Source organism: Pseudomonas sp. RC10-4-2, from assembly GCF_050433085.1.
In the GTDB taxonomy this organism is placed as follows: Bacteria; Pseudomonadota; Gammaproteobacteria; order Pseudomonadales; family Pseudomonadaceae; genus Pseudomonas; species Pseudomonas aeruginosa.
This window is the reverse complement of sequence record NZ_JBNPXX010000005.1, coordinates 371,175-388,420: the sequence shown is the minus strand read 5'-3', so window position 1 is coordinate 388,420 and position 17,246 is coordinate 371,175. Positions and strand designations below refer to the sequence as shown.

Sequence of the window (17,246 nt, the reverse complement as noted above, 5' to 3'; positions counted from 1 at the left end):
CCGACCAGGGTAGGCCGGGCAAATCAAAGCGCTTATCATAGCCGAAGCTGTCAACCCCCTGACAGGCCTTCGATTTTCACGACAAAGCGGATTACCCACATGATCAAGCTGCATACCAACCATGGCGTCATCACCCTGAAGCTCGATGAAGAGAAAGCCCCGGAAACCGCGGCGAACTTCAAGGAGTACGTGAAAAGCGGCCACTACGACAACACCGTCTTCCACCGCGTGATCAACAACTTCATGATCCAGGGCGGCGGTTTCGAGCCGGGCATGAAGCAGAAGCCCACTCGCGCACCGATCAAGAACGAAGCCAACAACGGCCTGACCAACAAGGTCGGCAGCATCGCCATGGCTCGTACCATGGACCCGCATTCGGCCAGCGCGCAGTTCTTCATCAACGTCGCCGACAACGATTTCCTCAACCATACCGCCCCCACCACCCAGGGCTGGGGCTATGCCGTCTTCGGCGAAGTGGTCGAGGGCATGGACGTGGTCAACAAGATCAAGGGCGTGGCCACCACCATGCGCAGCGGCCACCAGGACGTGCCGGCCGAGGACGTGATCATCGAGAAGGCCGAAATCGTCGAAGAATGAAGCGATGAGCGTCCTGTTCATCTCGGACCTGCATCTCGAAGCGGAACGCCCGGACATCACCCGGGCGTTTCTGTCTTTCCTCGATGAGCGCGCCCGCCGGGCCGAGGCCCTGTACATCCTCGGCGACTTCTTCGAAGCCTGGATCGGCGACGACGGCATGGACGCCTTCCAGCGCTCCATCGCCCAGTCCCTGCGCCAGGTGGCCGACGGCGGTACGCGCATCTACCTGATGCACGGCAATCGCGACTTCCTCATTGGCAAGGCGTTCTGCCGCGAGGCCGGATGCACGCTGCTGCCCGACCCGAGCGTGATCGACCTGTACGGCGAGCCGGTATTGCTGATGCACGGGGACAGCCTGTGCACCCGAGACGAGGCCTACATGCGCCTGCGCCGCTGGCTGCGCAACCCGCTCACGCTCTGGGTACTGCGCCACCTGCCGCTGGCCACCCGGCACAAGCTGGCACGCAAGCTGCGCAAGGAAAGCCGCGCGCAGACCCGCATGAAAGCCGTCGACATCATCGATGTCACGCCCGAAGAAGTGCCCCGGGTCATGCGCGGGCATGGCGTGCGTACCCTGATCCACGGCCACACTCATCGGCCGGCCGAACACCCGCTGGACATCGACGGCCAGCCCGCCCGGCGCATCGTGCTCGGCGACTGGGACCGCCAGGGCTGGGCCCTGGAGATCGACGCCAACGGCCATCGCCAGGCGCCCTTCCCGCTCTGACCCACCCCAGGCCCGCCATGCGGGCCTTTCAGCGAAGCATTATGCGATTCGCATTTTTTCCGCCGTCCATCTTGACGTCGCGGGCCACCTTTCAGCAGGATCGCGCTCCCCCACCCCGCATCAAGGAATGATCGTGATCATCTCGAAGGGAAACCTGATCAAGTTCGTCGCCGCCCCCCTCGGCATGCTCGCCCTCGGCTTCGGCCTGTTCAACGGCGTGTTCTTCTATAACGAAGCCGGCTTCATGACCCACGTAAGGACCATCTTCGGCGACGAGAAGATCGTCGATGACGTCGGCTACGCGACCAAGTGGTTCGGTCGCGCCACCACCTGGAAGAAGGCCATCAGCGTGCAGTCCGTGCTGGTCATGGACGATAACGACACCAATCCGGACAACGACGGCCTCGGCGCCACCATCGAGGCTTTCCCGATCGTGTTCCTCGGCAACGTCGACGCCAAGGTCGAATCTTCCGCGCGCTTTCGCCTGCCCGGCGGCGAGCCGTTCCTGAAGATGGCCCAGGAATACCGCAACCCGGACAATTTCATCCGCACCGCACTGGTGCCGGCGATCAAGGAAACCCTCCAGGCCACCGCTTCGCTGATGAGCGCCGACGACTACTACGCCGGAGCCCGCAGCGAATTCGCCGCCGAGTTCGAGAACCAGCTCAACGACGGCCTGTACCTGATCAAGCGCAAGGAAGTCCGCGGGCCGCGCGGCGCCATTCCGCACCAGACCGCGATCCTCCAGGCCGGCACCGAGCAGGGAGCGTTCGGCGACAACAACGCCAGCCAGTTCGTCACCGAGAAGGTCACCGATGCCAAGGGCATCCCGGTACGCAAGCAACAGCAGTTCCGCAAGTTCGGCGTCGAGGTGGTGGAAGCGCGGATCACCAACGTCGATCCCAACCCGCAGTACAAGCAGCGCATGGTCAAGGTCCAGCAGGCGCTCGCCGAGCTGGCGGTGGCGCGGCAGAACCGCCTGAAGGAAGAAGAGGAAAAGCTGCTGGTCACCGCCCGCGGCGAGAAGGAAGTCGAGGCCAAGCGCCAGGAAACCCTGCGCGACCAGATCGAACGCACCACCCAGGCGGAAACCGACAAGCAATTGGCGGTGATCAACGCCGAGCGCGAGAAGCAGCGCGCCGAGATCGAGAAGCAGACCGCCGAACTGCTGCGCGACAAGGCCACGGTGACCGCCCAGGCCACCAAGATCACCGCCGACGCCGAGGCTTACGCCCGCGAAGCGGTGATCAAGGCGGACGGCGCGTTGCAGCCGAAGCTCGACGCGCTGATCGCGATCAACAAGGTCTGGGCCGAAGCCGCCGCCCAGGCCCCCGTCCCCAGCGTAATGATGGGTGCCGGCGCCAACGGCGCGGCGAGCCGCCAGGACGAGATCGGCCAGCTGATGGGCGTTCTGGCGACCAAGGCCGCCCGCGACCTGGCCCTCGACCTCAAGGTCAAGGACTGATCCAGGCAGCAAAAAAAGCGCCCCGCGGGGCGCTTTCTTGTTTCCGGCTCAGGCCACCAGGTCCACCGGGAGGCCGCTATGGAAGCGGAATTCGTTGTCCGGACTGCTGATCAGCTCGGCCTCCTTGGCCCGCACCACCTCGATCGTGCGCTCCACGTCGGCCTCGTCGCCGTACTGGTAGGCCAGCTTCAGGTAGTCCTGGAAATGCCGCGACTCGGACTTCAGCAAACCGCCGTAGAATTTCGCCAGCTCCGCGTCCAGGTGCGGCACCAGGGCGGCGAAGCGCTCGCAGGAACGCGCCTCGATGAAGGCGCCGACCACCAGCGTATCGGTCAGCCGCTGCGGCTCCTGCTTGCGCACCAGGTCGCGCAGCGCCGAGGCGTAGCGGGAGGCGCTGACATTGACCACCGGGATACCGCGTTTCTTCAGGATCGCCAGCACCTGCTCGAAGTGGCGCAGCTCCTCGCGCGCCAGGCGGCTCATCTTGTTCACCAGGTCCAGGCGGCCGGAGTACTTGCCGATCAGTTGCATCGCCGTCGCCGCGGCCTTCATCTCGCAGGCCTTGTGGTCCAGCAGCATGACGTCCTGGCGCTCCAGGGCCGCCTCGACCCAGGCGGCGGGAGTGGAACAGGCAAGGAATTGGTCGATCTCGGGCAACATGGTGCAGGTCACTCATTCTGGAAAGGGCCTGCCATGACGCTGGTCGGGGCAGGAAAGGCGGAGCATTATACGGAAGCTGCGGCGGTCGGGCAGGCCGACCCGTTTGATATGCATCAAGAGCAGCGGCTGGATTGCGTCTAGAGTTGTTTCAGCGATAACCACAAGCACTCAGGGAGACGATCATGCAAGCCATTCGCAGCATCCTCGTGGTGATTGAACCGGACCAGCTGGAAGGTCTCGCCCTGAAACGGGCACAACTGATCGCCGGCGTGACCCAGTCGCACCTGCACCTGCTGGTCTGCGAGAAGCGCCGCGACCACAGCGCCGCTCTCAACGACCTGGCCCAGGAGCTGCGCGAGGAAGGCTACAGCGTCTCGACCAACCAGGCCTGGAAGGACTCCCTGCACCAGACCATCATCGCCGAGCAACAGGCCGAAGGCTGCGGGCTGATCATCAAGCAGCACTTTCCCGACAACCCGCTGAAAAAGGCCATCCTCACCCCGGACGACTGGAAGCTGCTGCGCTTCGCGCCCTGTCCGGTACTGATGACCAAGACCGCCCGGCCCTGGACGGGCGGAAAGATCCTCGCCGCGGTCGACGTCGGCAACAACGACGGCGAGCACCGCTCCCTGCACGCCGGGATCATCAGCCATGCCTACGACATCGCCGGCCTGGCCAAGGCCACGCTGCACGTGATCAGCGCCCACCCCTCGCCGATGCTCTCCTCCGCCGACCCGACCTTCCAGCTCAGCGAAACCATCGAGGCCCGCTATCGCGAGGCCTGCCGCACCTTCCAGGCCGAGTACGGTTTCAGCGACGAACAATTGCACATCGAGGAAGGTCCGGCCGACGTGCTGATCCCGCGCACCGCGCAGAAGCTCGACGCGGTGGTCACCGTGATCGGCACCGTGGCGCGCACCGGGTTGTCCGGCGCGCTGATCGGCAATACCGCGGAAGTGGTGCTGGATACCCTGGAAAGCGACGTGCTGGTGTTGAAGCCGGACGACATCATCGCCCACCTGGAGGAGCTGGCCAGCAAGGAGTGACCGCTGGTCGGACGAAAACGCCGCCCAAGGGCGGCTTTTTCGCTGGAGACACCGCCTATCTGTCGATCGCCTGCAGGAACGAGGGCGCGATGTAGCGCTGGTAATGCGCTTCCGACAGCAGGAAGAATTCCCGGTCGATGGCATCGCGCAGGTCCGGCAGGCTCCAGTCGCGGAATTCCGGCAGCAGTGCCACGCCGTAGGCTTCGATCTGGTTGATCAGCCGGGAACCGCGGGCGATCAACTGGTAGGCCCAGCAATAGGGAGACTGCTCGGGGACGAAACGGATCTGCCGCTGCTCCAGTTGCAGGCGCAGGCGCGCGGCGTCGAAGACTTCCAGCTTGGCGGCCATCACCTGGGCCAGCAACTGCTCAAGGCGACTCCAGACAGCCCGCTTTTCCTCGGCGTCGTAGAGGTTCCAGTTGACCACCTCATGGTGGAAACGCTTGCAGCCACGGCATACCAGGTCGCCGTATACCGTGGAGCAAAGCCCTACGCAGGGGGTTTTGATTCTTTGCGAAGACATGGCCGGGACAACGAAAACAAAGCGGCATCTTAGCCCTTTGTCTAATCAAGTTCACCCCGTGGTTCCTAGGGTTTCCGACTTAACTTTGCGTCGAGTTTCCAGTAACATTGGCCCGCCTTTTTAGGCGCCAATGTCCGTTAGAAGCTGTTTTCAAAGCGTCACGAGCACAGTTTCCGGCAGGTACGCTGGCGACGGCGCCTCCCTCAAGCGTCTCGCCAGCCCCACCCCAGCCCGCCGGCGTAAAACTTTGAAAACAGCTTCTGTCTGGAACCTGCCGATGCCCTCGTAGGTTGGTGGATTACCGTCCACCTGGGCCTGACGAGCGGATCTGCGTCGGTTCCTGGATACGTGTCCCCCGGGACCACTGATGAGGGAAATACTGTGCTTGAAGCCTACCGCAAACACGTAGAAGAGCGTGCCGCCCAGGGTGTCGTGCCCCAACCGCTGAACGCCGAACAGACCGCAGGCCTGGTCGAGCTGCTGAAGAACCCGCCGGCCGGCGAAGAAGAATTCCTCCTTGACCTGATCACCAACCGCGTACCGCCGGGCGTCGACGAAGCCGCCTACGTCAAGGCCGGTTTCCTTTCCGCCATCGTCAAGGGCGAAGCCACCTCCCCCCTTATCGACAAGCAACGTGCCGCCGAGCTGCTGGGCACCATGCAGGGCGGCTACAACATCGCCACCCTGGTCGAGCTGCTGGACGACGCCGAACTGGCCAACACCGCCGCCGAACAGCTGAAGCACACCCTGCTGATGTTCGACGCCTTCCACGACGTCGCCGAGCGCGCCAAGAAGGGCAATGCCGCGGCCAAGTCCGTGCTGCAATCCTGGGCCGATGGCGAGTGGTTCAAGGCCAAGCCGGAAGTCCCGGAAAAGCTGACTCTCACCGTATTCAAGGTCCCCGGCGAAACCAACACCGACGACCTCTCCCCGGCCCCCGACGCCTGGTCGCGCCCGGACATCCCGCTGCACGCCCTGGCCATGCTGAAGATGGCCCGCGACGGCATCGAGCCGGTCCAGCCGGGTTCGGTCGGTCCGCTGAAGCAGATCGAAGCGGTCAAGGCCAAGGGCTTCCCGGTCGCCTACGTCGGCGACGTGGTCGGCACCGGTTCCTCGCGCAAATCCGCCACCAACTCGGTGCTGTGGTTCTTCGGCGACGACATTCCGTTCGTGCCGAACAAGCGTGCCGGCGGCTTCTGCTTCGGCACCAAGATCGCACCGATCTTCTACAACACCATGGAAGATGCCGGCGCCCTGCCGATCGAGTTCGACTGCACCAACCTGGCCATGGGCGACGTCATCGACGTATACCCCTATGAAGGCAAGGTCGTTCGCCACGACAGCGGCGAAGTGGTCACCACCTTCGAGCTGAAGACCCCGGTCCTGCTCGACGAAGTCCGCGCCGGCGGCCGTATCCCGCTGATCGTCGGCCGTGGCCTGACCGAGAAGGCCCGCGCCGAGCTGGGCCTGGGCGCCTCCGACCTGTTCCGCAAGCCGGAAGCACCGGCCGATAGCGGCAAGGGCTTCACCCTGGCGCAGAAAATGGTCGGCCGCGCCTGCGGTCTGCCGGAAGGCCAGGGCGTGCGCCCGGGCACCTACTGCGAACCGAAGATGACCACCGTCGGTTCCCAGGACACCACCGGCCCGATGACCCGCGACGAACTGAAGGACCTCGCCTGCCTCGGCTTCTCCGCCGACCTGGTGATGCAGTCCTTCTGCCACACCGCGGCCTATCCGAAGCCGATCGACGTCAAGACCCACCACACCCTGCCCGACTTCATCATGACCCGTGGCGGCGTGTCGCTGCGTCCGGGCGACGGCATCATCCACAGCTGGCTGAACCGCATGCTGCTGCCCGATACCGTTGGTACCGGCGGCGACTCGCACACCCGCTTCCCGATCGGCATCTCGTTCCCGGCCGGCTCCGGCCTGGTGGCCTTCGCCGCCGCCACCGGCGTGATGCCGCTGGACATGCCGGAGTCGGTGCTGGTGCGCTTCAAGGGCAAGCTGCAACCGGGCATCACCCTGCGTGACCTGGTCCATGCGATCCCTTACTACGCGATCCAGCAGGGCCTGCTGACCGTCGAGAAGAAAGGCAAGAAGAACATCTTCTCCGGCCGCATCCTCGAGATCGAAGGCCTCAACGACCTGACCGTGGAGCAGGCCTTCGAGCTGTCCGACGCCTCGGCCGAGCGTTCCGCCGCCGGCTGCACCATCAAGCTGCCGGAACAGGCGATCGCCGAGTACCTGAAGTCCAACATCACCCTGCTGCGCTGGATGATCGGCGAAGGCTACGGCGACCCGCGCACCCTGGAGCGTCGCGCCCAGGCGATGGAAGCCTGGCTGGCCAAGCCGGAGCTGTTGGAAGCCGACAAGGACGCCGAGTACGCCGCGGTGATCGAGATCGACCTGGCCGACGTCAAGGAGCCGGTGCTCTGCGCGCCGAACGATCCGGACGACGCGCGTCTGCTGTCGAGCGTACAGGGCCGCAAGATCGATGAAGTGTTCATCGGCTCCTGCATGACCAACATCGGTCACTTCCGCGCCGCCGGCAAGCTGCTGGACAAGGTCAAGGGCGGTATCCCGACCCGTCTGTGGCTGGCTCCGCCGACCAAGATGGACGCCCACCAGCTGACCGAGGAAGGCTACTACGGCATCTACGGCAAGGCTGGCGCGCGCATGGAAATGCCGGGCTGCTCGCTGTGCATGGGCAACCAGGCTCGCGTCCAGACCGGTTCCACCGTGGTCTCCACTTCGACCCGTAACTTCCCGAACCGTCTGGGCGATGCCACCGATGTGTTCCTGGCATCGGCCGAGCTGGCGGCGGTCTCCTCGATCCTCGGCAAACTGCCGACCGTGGAGGAGTACATGGCCTACGCGAAGGACATCGACAGCATGGCTGCCGACGTCTACCGCTACCTGAGCTTCGACCAGATCGCCGAGTTCCGCGAAGCGGCTGCGAACGCCAAGATCCCGGTCGTCCAGGCCTGATCCAGCGACGCGTCGAACAAGCCCCGCCCCGTGCGGGGCTTTTTCTTGCCCGGCGAAAACCCCCGCGCCGCCTGGCATAGCGCTTGCTGTGGCAGCTATGGAAAAGCGCGCCGACGACGGCGCCTGCGCACTGGAAAACGGGACGGCCCGCGCCGCCCTCCCGCACTTGAGGTGGTGATGACAGACAGAGCGATACGCAGCCAGGCCTGGGCCGGCGGTTCCGACGCACCGGAAAAGAGCGCCCTGGACATCGGTTTCATGGCGCTGACCGATTCGGCCTCGCTGATCGTGGCCGCCACCCAGGGCTTCGCCCAGCCCTACGGCCTCACGCTCAATCTCAGGCGCCAACCGTCCTGGGCCGCCTTGCGCGACAAGCTGCTCAGCGGCGAGCTGGATGCCGCGCAGTGCCTGTACGGGCTGGTCTACGGCGTCCAGCTCGGCCTCGGCGGCAGCGCGGCAAGCGAGATGGCGGTGCTCATGGGACTGTGCCAGAACGGCCAGGCGATCAATCTTTCCGAACCGCTGAAGCAGGCTGGCGTGACCAGTGCGGAGGCACTGCTCCGGCATCGGCGCCAGAATGGTGCACGCCTGACCCTGGCGCAGACCTTTCCCACCGGTACCCACGCGCTCTGGCTGAACTACTGGCTGGCGAGCATCGGTCTGCATCCGCTGCACGACGTGCACAGCGTGGTGGTTCCACCGGCGCAGATGGTCGGCCATCTCCAGGCCGGGCGCATCGACGGGTTCTGCGCCGGCGGTCCCTGGGGCGCCCTGGCCGTGGACCAGGGCCAGGGCTTCACCATCGCCACCAGCCAGGCGATCTGGCCGGACCACCCGGAAAAGGTCCTCGGCACTACCCGCGCCTTCGTCGACGCCTACCCGAACACCGCCCGCGCGCTGGTCATGGCGGTCCTCGACGCCAGCCGCTTCATCGAACAGAACGCCGAGAACCGCCTGGGCACCGCGCAACTGATCAGCGGCCGCGACTATGTCGACGCTCCGCTCGGCGCGATCCAGCCGCGCTTCTTCGGCCGCTACCAGGACGGCCTCGGCAACGCCTGGCAGGACCCGCATCCGCTGCGTTTCTATGCCGACGGCGAAGTCAACCGGCCCTGGCTCTCGGATGGCATGTGGTTCATGACCCAATTCCGCCGCTGGGGCCTGCTGCGCGAAGACCCGGACTACCTGGGCATCGCCCGCAGGGTCCAGCAGACCGCGCTGTACCGCGATGCCGCGACGGCCCTTGGCCTGCGCCTGGACGGCGCCGACATGCGCCGCTCGACGCTGATCGACGGGCGCACCTGGGACGGCAGCGACCCCGCCGGCTACGCCCGCAGCTTCCCGATCCACGCCCTGGCCGAAACCGGCCAGGGCATCGACCTCTGACCCTGGTGCGCCCGCCATGCTGCGTATCCTGCTGATCGACGACACGCCGAAGAAAGTCGGACGCCTCAGGGCCGCCCTGCTCGAGAGCGGTTTCGAAGTGGTGGACGAGTCGGGGCTGACCATCGACCTGCCGGCTCGCGTCGAAGCGCTGCGTCCCGACGTGATCCTGATCGACACGGAGTCTCCCGGCCGCGACGTGATGGAGCAGGTCTGCCTGGTCAGCCGCGACCAGCCGCGCCCGATCGTGATGTTCACCGACGAGCACGATCCGGGAGTGATGCGCCGCGCCATCCAGTCCGGGGTCAGCGCCTACATCGTCGAAGGCATCCAGGCCAGCCGCCTGCAACCGATCCTCGACGTGGCCATGGCGCGCTTCGAGAGCGACCAGGCGCTGCGCGCTCAACTGCAGGCGCGCGAGGCGCAGCTGGCCGAGCGCAAGCGCATCGAGCTGGCCAAGGGCCTGCTGATGAAGATGAAGCATTGTGGCGAGGAGGAAGCCTACACGCTGATGCGACGCCAGGCCATGAGCCGCCAGCAGAAGCTGATCCAGGTCGCCGAGCAGATCATCGCCATGCACGACATGCTCGGCGGCTGAATCCGGCTGGGCAGCTGGCGATCATATCGCCAGCTGCCCTGCTGGCCCCCGGCGCAGAGCGGCGCGGCTATGCTCGTGCGCCCGGAACGGCCCTATCCGTTCTGGGAGCTACCCCCTCGCCACCCTCGACTAGCATGACCAGGGAGGCCCGCAGTGGACGCCCAGGGCTAGGAGCCGCAGGCGTCCGCCCGAACCGCACCGCCGACTCAGCGGTCAGGAGATGCTCAGCATGATCGATCTCAGCACCTGGAACCTTACCATTCCCACCGAACCCACCCCGCAGGTGATCACCACCCAGCAACTCAACAACGGCTACCAGAGCCGGTACTTCCAGCAAGGCAACGATGGCGGCCTGGTCTTCTGGGTGCCCATCGACGGCTCGCACACCGAGGACAGCACCTATCCCCGCACCGAACTGCGCGAAACCCAGGCCGACGGCAGCCTCGACAACTGGTACTACTGGCAGGCCGACAACGAATTGCGGGTGACCATGAGCGTCGAGAAGGTCCCCTCGAAGAACAAGGTGATCATCGGCCAGATCCACAGCAAGTCGCCACAGACCGACGACGGCGAACCTCTGGTGAAGCTGCAGTACTACTACAAGCCCGAGGAAGGCCTCGGCCGGGTCGAGGCGCTGGTACGCAACCACCCGGACGATTCCTATAGCCGCAACGTGTCGATCCTCGAGCAGGTACGCCTGAGCGAGCGTTTCAACTACAGCCTGCGCGTCACCTCCAGCGGCGAGTTGGCGGTGCGCGCACGCAGCCAGGACGGCGAAGAGGACGCTTACTACCAGACCCTCGGCAGCGCCTGGAACGACCAGTTGCTCTATTTCAAGGCCGGCGCCTACGTGAACGACAACGCCGGCGACAGCGGCGAAGGCAGCCGCGTGACCATCTACCACCTGAACACCGCCCATCGCTGAACCGCCGACGGCGCACGGACGCGCCGCCCCAGCCCTGTGCAAGCCCCCGACGCCTGCCACCGCGGCGTGCACGCCGACGCCATGGTTGTCCCTGCAACCGCTCTACGCCGCGCTTTCGACAACTTGGCAAAGAGCTTGCTACGTCCTGCCTGACGGTAGCCAACGGCGGTTACCCATCCCCGACAAAGACGTCGCGCGGCCTCTCCTTCCCGGCAGAGGCCCGTGGCGTCTTCGTCGTTTCGCCCCAGCGTCGGGGCGGGTGGGTGGTCCGCTGTCGGACGCTCACCTTGTAGCGATGCAACTTCCGCCGGGCGGCCGTTCCGCCCCGATTCCGCTGGATACGAGGTGTTCGATGAACAACAGCTTCTGGAAGGCCGGCCATGCGCCGACCCTGTTCGCGGCGTTTCTCTATTTCGACCTGAGCTTCATGGTCTGGTACGTGCTCGGCCCGCTGGGGGTGCAGATTGCCGGCGACCTGCAACTGAGCACCCAACAGCGCGCGATGATGGTCGCCACGCCGATCCTCGCCGGCGCCGTACTGCGCTTCCTGCTCGGCCTGCTGGCCGATCGCTGGTCGCCGAAGAGCGCCGGCATCCTCGCCCAGGTCATCGTCATCGCCGCCCTGGCGGCCGCCTGGCTGCTGGGCGTGAACAGCTATGCGCAGGCACTGCTGCTGGGGTTGTTCCTCGGCTTCGCCGGGGCATCCTTCGCCGTGGCCCTGCCGCTCGCATCGCAATGGTACCCGCCGCAACACCAGGGCAAGGCCATGGGCATCGCCGGCGCGGGCAACTCCGGCACCGTGCTCGCCGCCCTCTTCGCCCCCGGCCTGGCCGCCGCGTTCGGCTGGAACAACGTGTTCGGCTTCGCCCTGCTGCCGCTCGTCCTGACCCTCCTGGTGTTCGCCATGGTCGCGCGCAACGCCCCGCAGCGGCCGGCGCCCAAGGCCATGGGCGATTACCTGAAAGCCCTCGGCGACCGCGACAGCTGGTGGTTCATGTTCTTCTACAGCGTCACCTTCGGCGGCTTCCTCGGCCTGGCCAGCACCCTGCCCGGCTATTTCCACGACCAGTACGGCCTGAACCCAGTGACCGCCGGCTACTACACCGCCGCCTGCGTCTTCGCCGGCAGCCTGATGCGCCCGCTCGGTGGCGCCCTCGCCGATCGCATCGGCGGCATCCGCAGCCTGCTGATGGTGTACACCCTGGCCGCCATCTGCATCGCCGCGGTCGGTTTCCACTTGCCCAGCGCGATGGCCGCCCTCGGCCTGTTCGTGGTCGCCATGCTCAGTCTCGGTGCCGGCAATGGCGCGGTGTTCCAGTTGGTACCGCAGCGCTTCCACAAGGAAATCGGCGTGATGACCGGGCTGATCGGCATGGCCGGCGGCATCGGCGGCTTCTGCCTGACTGCCGGCCTCGGCGCGATCAAGCAAAGCACCGGCGACTACCAGCTCGGCCTGTGGCTGTTCGCCAGTCTCGGCGTGCTGGCCTGGTTCGGCCTCCACGGGGTGAAGCGGCGCTGGCGCACCACCTGGGGCTCGGCCGCGGTTACCGCCGCGCGGGTCTGAGCGTGGGGCTGCGACTGAGCATCGGCGAGGCCAGCGCCTGCGGGCCTCGCACGGAAAACCAGGACGCGCTGCGGGTGGTCACCCCGGCGCCGGCCCTGGCCGCCAGCAAGGGACACCTGCTGGCCATCGCCGACGGTGTCAGCCAGTGCGCCGATGGCGGCCTGGCGGCGCGCAGCAGCCTGCAAGCGCTGGCCCTGGATTACTATGCGACTCCGGAAACCTGGGCCATCGTGCAGTCCCTGGACCGCCTGCTGCTGGCGCAGAACCGCTGGCTACAGGCCAACGGCGGCGGCCAGCCGCTGCTCACCACCCTCACCGCCCTGGTGCTGCGCGGCACCCGCTACACCCTTGCCCACGTCGGCGATTGCCGGGCCTACCTGTGGCGCGACGGCGAGTTGCTCCGGCAGACCAGCGACCACGTCTGGGAACAGCCGCACATGCAACACGTGCTGACCCGCGCCCTGGGACTGGACCAGCATCTGGTGGTCGACTATCTGGAAGGCGATCTGGAGCCCGGCAGCCAGTGGCTACTGGTCAGCGACGGCGTCTGGGCGACGCTGGGCGACAGCGGCATCCGCAGCATCCTGCGCAACGCCGAAGAGCCGCAGCGCAGCGCCGAGGCTCTGGTTCGCGCCGCCCACCTGGCAGGCAGCCAGGACAACGCCAGCGCCCTGCTGGTGCGCGTGGAAGCCGTGCCCGCAGGCAGCCTCGGCGACGCCCTCGCGCAACTGGGCCACTGGCCACTGCCGCCACCGCTGAAGCCCGACCAGCTCTTCGAAGGCTGGCGGGTCCGGCAGTTGCTCGGCGAATCCCGCCAGTCCCTGCTCTACCGGGTCGAGGATGGCCAGGGCCAACCCTGGCTGCTGAAGACCCTTCCCGCCGCACGTGCCGACGATCCGCTGGCAACCCAGGCCCTGCTGCTCGAGGAATGGTTCCTGCGCCGCGTCCAGGGCCGGCATTTCCCCGAGCTGCACGGATTGGCGCAACGCCAGCATCTGTATTACCTGATGCGCGAGCACCCCGGAGAGACTCTCGCCGAGCGCTTGCGCAACCATGGCCCGCTGTCGCTGCCGGAGTGGCTGGGGCTGGCCAACCAGCTGCTGCGCGGGCTTGGCCAGTTGCATAGACGCAACCTGCTGCACCGCGACCTCAAGCCGGAAAATCTCCACCTCGGCCGCGACGGCGAGCTGCGCCTGCTGGATTTCGGCCTGGCCTGGTGTCCGGGATTGTCGCGCGAAGACCCCCATCTGCTACCGGGTACGCCCAGCTACCTGGCGCCGGAGTGCTTCTCCGGCACCTCGCCCTCGGTGCGCCAGGATCTCTACGCCACCGGCGTCTGCCTCTACCAGGCGCTGACCGGGCGCTATCCCTATGGCGAGATCGAAGCCTTCCAGCACCCGCGCTTCGGTCGCCCCGTCCCGCCCAGCCGCTATCGCCCCGACCTGCCGGCCTGGATCGACGACCTGCTGCTGCGCGCCGTCGCCTGCGACCCCGCACAGCGCTTCGAGACCGCCGAGGAATGGCTGCTCTCGCTGCAACAGGGAGAAGCGTTGCCGGCCGCGGCACCCCGCCCATTGCTGGAGCGCGAACCGCTGCAGACCTGGCGCGCCATCGCCCTGCTGTCCCTGGCCGCCAACCTGGCGCTACTCCTGGTCTGGCTGAAGGGCTGAGTGGCACCAGCCCGGTGCGATACGCCCCGGCACGGAGCAGAAAGACCGCGGTGAGGCCCCGCGTTATCCCTGCAAGGCCATGGAGATAGGCAATAGCGCAAGTTGGCACGGCGCCTGCTTGGGTTCTCCCGACAATCGACAACAAAGCGCCTGCCTCAACGACGAGGCGGCGTTTCCCGACCGAACGGGACCTGGACAAAGGCGTCCTGCTGGCAACAGCGGGACGCCTTTTTTGTTTGCGCCAACCTTATGCAGGAGCTACTCCGCATGAAGAAGATCAAGCTGGTGATGGTCGGCAACGGCATGGCCGGGGTCCGTACCCTGGAAGAACTGCTCAAGCTCAACTCGGACTTCTACGACATCACGGTGTTCGGCGCCGAGCCCCATCCCAACTACAACCGCATCCTGCTGTCCCCGGTACTGGCCGGCGAGCAGACCTTCGAGGAAATCGTCCTCAACGACCTCAACTGGTATGCGGAAAACGGCATCAAGCTCCTCCTCGACCGCAAGGTGGTGCAGATCGACCGGGTCCGCCGCAGGGTGGTCGCCGCGGACGGCAGCGAGGCCGAGTACGACCGCCTGCTGCTGGCCACCGGCTCGGTCCCCTTCATCCTGCCGATACCCGGCAATCGCCTGCAGGGCGTGATCGGCTACCGCGACATCGCCGACACCCAGGCCATGATCGACTGCGCCCGGACCCACAGCCACGCGGTGGTGATCGGCGGCGGCCTGCTCGGCCTGGAGGCGGCCAACGGCCTCAAGCAACGCGGCATGGACGTGACCGTCGTGCACCTCTCCGACTGGCTGCTGGAACGCCAACTGGACCGCACCGCCGGCAAACTCCTGCAAGGCGCGCTGGAAGCCCGCGGCATCCGCTTCCGCCTGAACACCCAGACCCAGGAACTGATGGACAACGGCAGCGGCCGGGTCTGTGCCGTGCAGTTCAACGACGGCGACGTGATTCCCGCCGACCTGGTGGTAATGGCCGCCGGCATCCGCCCCAATACCGAGCTGGCCGAAAGCGCGGGCATCCCCTGCAACCGCGGCATCCTGGTCAACGACACCCTGCAGACCTACGACCCACGCATCTATGCGGTCGGCGAATGCGCCAACCACCGTGGCATCGCCTACGGCCTGGTTGCGCCGCTGTTCGAGCAGGCCAAGGTCTGCGCCAACCACCTGGCTCATCTCGGCTACGCCCGCTACCAGGGCTCGGTGACCTCGACCAAGCTCAAGGTGACCGGTATCGACCTGTTCTCCGCCGGCGACTTCATCGGCGGCGAAGGCAGCGAGACCATCACCCTTTCCGACCCCATCGGCGGCGTCTACAAGAAGCTGGTGATCAAGGACGATGTACTGGTCGGCGCCTGTCTCTACGGCGACACCGCCGACGGCGGCTGGTACTTCCGGCAGATCCGCGAGAACCACAACGTCGCGCAGATCCGCGACCACCTGATGTTCGGCGAGAACGCCCTCGGCGATGTCGGCCACCAGGGCCAGAACAGCGCCGCGAGCATGCCCGACACGGCCGAAGTATGCGGCTGCAACGGCGTCTGCAAGGGCACCATCGTCAAGGCCATACAAGAACACGGCCTGTTCAGCGTCGACGAAGTCAAGAAACACACCAAGGCCGCCAGCTCCTGCGGCTCCTGCGCGGGATTGGTGGAACAGATCCTGATCAGCACCGTCGGCGGCGCCGCCGACGTCAAGCCGAAGAGCGAGAAGGCCATCTGCGGCTGCAGCGACCTCAACCACGGGCAGATCCGCAAGGCCATTCGCGAACACCGGCTGACCAGTCTCGACGCCGCCATGCGCTTCATGGACTGGAAGACCCCGAACGGCTGTGCCACCTGCCGCCCGGCCCTGAACTACTACCTGATCTCGACCTGGCCGGGAGAAGCCAAGGACGATCCGCAGTCGCGCCTGATCAACGAACGCGCCCACGCCAACATCCAGAAGGACGGCACCTACTCGGTGGTACCGCGGATGTGGGGCGGCGTGACCAACGCCGCCGAGTTGCGGCGCATCGCCGACGTCGCCGACAAGTACCAGGTGCCGATGGTCAAGGTCACCGGTGGCCAGCGCATCGACCTGCTGGGGGTGAAGAAGGACGACCTGCCGGCCATCTGGAAAGACCTCGACATGCCCTCCGGACATGCCTACGGCAAATCCATCCGCACCGTGAAGACCTGCGTCGGCAGCGAATTCTGCCGCTTCGGCACGCAGAACTCGACGCAGCTGGGCATCGATCTGGAACACGACCTGTTCAACATGTGGTCGCCGCACAAGGTCAAGCTGGCGGTCTCCGGCTGCCCGCGCAATTGCGCCGAGGCCGGGATCAAGGACGTCGGCATCATCGGTGTGGACTCCGGCTGGGAGATGTACATCGGCGGCAACGGCGGGATCAAGACCGAGGTCGCGGAGTTCTTCGTCAAGCTCAAGACCGCCGAAGAGGTGCGCGAATACAACGGCGCCTTCCTCCAGCTCTACCGCGAGGAAGCCTTCTACCTGGAGCGCACGGTGCATTACCTGCAGCGGGTCGGCATGGAGCACATCCGCAAGGCGGTGGTCGAGGACGCGGAAAACCGCAAGGCGCTCAACGACCGCCTGCAATTCGCCCTGTCCTTCGAGCAGGACCCATGGAAGCAGCGCATCGAACAGCCGCAATTGAAGAAGGAGTTCGAACGGATTCCGCTCAAGCAACTGGAAAACGTCTGAATCCCTTGTCCGGGCCGTCCCACGGCGGCCCTCCCCCTACCGGAGTGAACCGATGAACTGGCTGGATATCTGCGCCCTCGATGAAATCAACCCGCTGGGCTCGCGCGTGGTCGCCGGCCCGAAAGGCGACATCGCCATCTTCCGCGCCGCCGACGACCAGGTCTTCGCCCTCGATGACCGCTGCCCGCACAAGGGCGGCCCGCTGTCCCAGGGCCTGATCTACGGCAAGCGAGTGGCCTGTCCGTTGCACAACTGGCAGATCGAACTGGAGAGCGGCGAAGCCGTGGCCCCGGACCAGGGCTGCGCCCATCGCCACCCGGTGCGGGTGGAGAACGGGCGGGTGCTGCTCGGCCTGGACAGCGTGGCGCTGTGCGCCTGA

The 17,246-nt window shown here is 66.1% G+C and carries 14 protein-coding genes; 12 read left to right on the top strand and 2 right to left on the bottom strand.

The window, feature by feature from the left end; genetic code table 11:
• Positions 1-99 precede the first annotated feature (99 nt).
• The 3 genes from FHW81_RS23140 to FHW81_RS23130 all read left to right on the top strand — a co-directional run bounded on the left by FHW81_RS23140 (position 100) and on the right by FHW81_RS23130 (position 2,789).
• The gene (locus FHW81_RS23140) at positions 100-597 is read left to right on the top strand and encodes a peptidylprolyl isomerase (protein ID WP_003087890.1); all 498 of its coding nucleotides are present in this window, start codon (positions 100-102) and stop codon (positions 595-597) included.
• 4 nt (positions 598-601) lie between these two features.
• Positions 602-1,324, top strand: coding sequence for a UDP-2,3-diacylglucosamine diphosphatase (gene lpxH / locus FHW81_RS23135; RefSeq protein ID WP_003113585.1), 723 nt, complete (start codon positions 602-604; stop codon positions 1,322-1,324).
• A 133-nt stretch (positions 1,325-1,457) separates the two neighbouring features.
• Positions 1,458-2,789 (top strand): SPFH domain-containing protein, encoded by a 1,332-nt coding sequence (locus FHW81_RS23130; RefSeq protein ID WP_003120298.1) that lies wholly within the window; start codon positions 1,458-1,460, stop codon positions 2,787-2,789.
• Positions 2,790-2,837: 48 nt separating this feature from the next.
• Here the strand turns inward: FHW81_RS23130 and FHW81_RS23125 are convergent, their stop codons facing one another.
• Complete coding sequence (locus FHW81_RS23125; protein ID WP_004342965.1) at positions 2,838-3,461, bottom strand: tRNA isopentenyl-2-thiomethyl-A-37 hydroxylase MiaE; 624 nt, start codon at positions 3,459-3,461, stop codon at positions 2,838-2,840.
• A 170-nt stretch (positions 3,462-3,631) separates the two neighbouring features.
• Here FHW81_RS23125 and FHW81_RS23120 point away from each other — a divergent pair, with 170 nt between their 5' ends.
• Positions 3,632-4,495, top strand: coding sequence for a universal stress protein (locus FHW81_RS23120; protein ID WP_003087881.1), 864 nt, complete (start codon positions 3,632-3,634; stop codon positions 4,493-4,495).
• 55 nt (positions 4,496-4,550) lie between these two features.
• Here FHW81_RS23120 and FHW81_RS23115 read toward each other — a convergent pair whose 3' ends face one another.
• Positions 4,551-5,018, bottom strand: a complete 468-nt coding sequence (locus tag FHW81_RS23115) for a DUF1289 domain-containing protein (protein WP_003098041.1) — start codon at positions 5,016-5,018, stop codon at positions 4,551-4,553.
• A 381-nt stretch (positions 5,019-5,399) separates the two neighbouring features.
• Here FHW81_RS23115 and acnB point away from each other — a divergent pair, with 381 nt between their 5' ends.
• The 8 genes from acnB to nirD all read left to right on the top strand — a co-directional run bounded on the left by acnB (position 5,400) and on the right by nirD (position 17,246).
• Positions 5,400-8,009, top strand: a complete 2,610-nt coding sequence (acnB, locus tag FHW81_RS23110; RefSeq protein WP_003087875.1) for a bifunctional aconitate hydratase 2/2-methylisocitrate dehydratase — start codon at positions 5,400-5,402, stop codon at positions 8,007-8,009.
• Positions 8,010-8,186: 177 nt separating this feature from the next.
• Positions 8,187-9,395 (top strand): CmpA/NrtA family ABC transporter substrate-binding protein, encoded by a 1,209-nt coding sequence (locus FHW81_RS23105; RefSeq protein ID WP_003087871.1) that lies wholly within the window; start codon positions 8,187-8,189, stop codon positions 9,393-9,395.
• A gap of 16 nt (positions 9,396-9,411) precedes the next feature.
• Positions 9,412-9,990 carry an ANTAR domain-containing response regulator gene (locus tag FHW81_RS23100; protein ID WP_003087868.1) on the top strand — a complete coding sequence of 193 codons (579 nt, stop codon included), beginning with the start codon at positions 9,412-9,414 and terminating at the stop codon, positions 9,988-9,990.
• A gap of 229 nt (positions 9,991-10,219) precedes the next feature.
• Positions 10,220-10,915, top strand: a complete 696-nt coding sequence (locus FHW81_RS23095) for a polysaccharide lyase family 7 protein (RefSeq protein ID WP_034054349.1) — start codon at positions 10,220-10,222, stop codon at positions 10,913-10,915.
• Between the two features lie 352 nt (positions 10,916-11,267).
• The gene (locus tag FHW81_RS23090) at positions 11,268-12,479 is read left to right on the top strand and encodes an MFS transporter (protein ID WP_003087861.1); all 1,212 of its coding nucleotides are present in this window, start codon (positions 11,268-11,270) and stop codon (positions 12,477-12,479) included.
• Between the two features lie 74 nt (positions 12,480-12,553).
• The gene (locus FHW81_RS23085) at positions 12,554-14,149 is read left to right on the top strand and encodes a bifunctional protein-serine/threonine kinase/phosphatase (protein WP_096082785.1); all 1,596 of its coding nucleotides are present in this window, start codon (positions 12,554-12,556) and stop codon (positions 14,147-14,149) included.
• 267 nt (positions 14,150-14,416) lie between these two features.
• Entirely contained in the window at positions 14,417-16,867 is a 2,451-nt protein-coding gene (gene nirB, locus FHW81_RS23080; RefSeq protein ID WP_003098052.1) for a nitrite reductase large subunit NirB, read from the top strand.
• 52 nt (positions 16,868-16,919) lie between these two features.
• Positions 16,920-17,246 (top strand): nitrite reductase small subunit NirD, encoded by a 327-nt coding sequence (nirD, locus tag FHW81_RS23075; RefSeq protein WP_003098054.1) that lies wholly within the window; start codon positions 16,920-16,922, stop codon positions 17,244-17,246.